The following is a 2239-nucleotide window of genomic DNA, read 5'->3' as shown; positions in this document are numbered from 1 at the left end:
CGTTCCCTCAAGCGCGGTTTCCTCCCTTGGAGGGTTTCGGACGCCGGCCCCGTGCGCGCGGCCTCACCGTCATGGGGCCGGCATCCGAAACCCTTCACAAACTCGGACTTGGCGAGGCTAGAACGGGATGTTCGCTATGTGCTGCTTGCGACCGCCTGCCTGTCCCAATTGAAGTCCGGCCTCACATCATTACCCCATTACCCGCTTGCCGCAAAGTCGGTGTGGCTTGCAACAAAGTCCCTGACGTGTTCGGGTACCGATACGCCATCGATATCGCAGCGGGCTTGAAGTTGTTCGGCTACTTGGTTGGAAACATCCTCGATCCAGTGCTCAAGTGTGTTGAAGGCCATGACGCGAACCGGAGCGTTGAATTGGCCGGTTAGGAGATCGGAGATGATCGTTTCGAGGTCGTCCCGCTCGATCTCTTTTTCCGGGCCATCACTGCGTAACGCGCCGAAACTATCGAACACAAGGTAGACGGTTTGATCAGCGCCGTAAGGCACTCCCGTCAGCAAACAATTTGGCATATGCACCGCCACGTTGCTCTCCTTCGATGCAAGTTACTGTAACGTCTGCCATGCTACTTCTAGTCGGAAGCCGACAATCTGGATGCACTGTTGCGCAAATTTTTGTGCGGCATTTGATGGCCGCCTTTCAACGCCATGCAGCCCGGGCATGATTGCCGAGTCGCGCGCCCGTCGCCATCCTTATGAACCCGAGGATCGGCGCCAAACACGCCCTGGATCGTTTCTCTGCATCGGCTTTGTCCGTAACGGGAAAAGATCAACAGCTTCGGTAAGAGCGCGCCCTCGCCCTTCGCGGCTGACCTAGTCCGGCCCACGCGATCGGTCCGGTAAGGCGCGGAAGCGCATCCAGATACGCGCAGAGCTGTACCTTTTCATTGTGCTTGCCGGAATGCAGCGCGTTGAAGTCTGAGACGCCGTCGACGCCGATAACCACGGCCGCCGCTCGTTGGCGCATGGGTGCACACGCCCGCGTGGCTCCACGCGCCGAGCTGCTTAAAGGCCCGCGCTTATGCGGGCCGCCGTGCTCTTACTTCGGTGGTTGTTGCCCGGCTGGTGGCGTTGGTGCCGGTATCTCACTCCCGAACCAGCCACCAGTCCAACCAAGCAGCGCAAGAACAATGATAACGGCCGCAACAACACCGGCGATGACCCGATTGTCCATGTCCGTTGCCTCCCTGTTTGCTGGCTGCATTTACGGTAACGCATCATGCAGGTGATAGTTCTGCTACGCACGCCAAAAGAACAGTACGCCGACCGCTCGGATCAGGAAGTTTCGACGTGGGGTGTCAGTTTAAGCTCCGACATCACGCCATCACCGTGAACTGGTTGTCGTACCAGCCAACTTGCTCGAGGATTCCGGTATGGTCGCCAATGCCGGAAGGCTCGCTTTCCTCTGCCGGGTCGTCGTCCTCCCGGTAGGCGTTGTCTTGCTCCCCATCAACCGCGGGGAAGGCCCATAGGCTGCGCTGCTGCCATGCCTTGCCCTGATCCATCATCCGACCGAACGAGCCTAGGTACGCGACCGCAGCCCTCGACTGGCCCGTCAGCGAGAGGATCTTGAAGTCTTGGAATCGGGCCTTCGGGACGCCGAACACCTTGCACGATCACTGATCAACGTTGGGTACCCATTCCTCCGCGGTTGAGTCCCAATGATGGGTGTCGTCGAAGTGTTTCCAGAGTGGCCGCCTTGGTTTGCTTTCACCCCTCCGTCGTAATGCATTCAGTGCGCTGAGTTGGACGACGAGAGCTCCAGCCATCATCATCCATTCGCGAACGTTGTATCGGGAGTTCCATTTGATTGTCGCGAGCATCGGATGCCTCCTTCAAAGTAAGAAGCCTTACCCAACTCTTAGCCCGGGCCGAGAACACAGGGATGTAATGTACTTCGCAGTCAGCCACCATCTTCGACATAGCCGCGGGCGTCTTAGCGGCGGCAATTTGAAGCGAAGTACCAGTCGCCCAACAGGATCCGACCTGAACTGTCAAACGCCTCCGCTGAGTATCCAATGCCCGGTGTGGGTCATAAGCACATCTGGGCGCCCGACAATGAGGTCCGCTTTACCCCAGCGAACGGACATCGGGTAGAGTGATTGTCACGTCCGAAAAGTGCCAAAGGACTAAACCGCTCGCGCGGTAGGGTACTGCTGCGGGCGTCAGGGCCAATGGGATAGCGCAACGGGGCGTCCTGTCTTGAGATCGAGGTGTTCCGACAA

2 protein-coding genes are annotated in these 2239 nt (G+C 58.5%); both read right to left on the bottom strand.

The annotated features are described in order from the left end of the window. Nucleotides 1-197: 197 nt before the first annotated feature. Nucleotides 198-539 (bottom strand): hypothetical protein, encoded by a 342-nt coding sequence (locus tag IVB22_RS26695; protein ID WP_247520236.1) that lies wholly within the window; start codon nt 537-539, stop codon nt 198-200. 791 nt (nt 540-1330) lie between these two features. Beyond that, nucleotides 1331-1621, bottom strand: a complete 291-nt coding sequence (locus tag IVB22_RS26690; protein ID WP_247520235.1) for a hypothetical protein — start codon at nt 1619-1621, stop codon at nt 1331-1333. Nucleotides 1622-2239 lie beyond the last annotated feature (618 nt).

It is taken from the genome of Bradyrhizobium sp. 190 (assembly GCF_023073415.1).
Classification (GTDB): domain Bacteria; phylum Pseudomonadota; class Alphaproteobacteria; order Rhizobiales; family Xanthobacteraceae; genus Bradyrhizobium.
The sequence above is the reverse complement of the archived record's forward strand: the minus strand, read 5'-3'. Positions and strand labels throughout refer to the sequence as shown.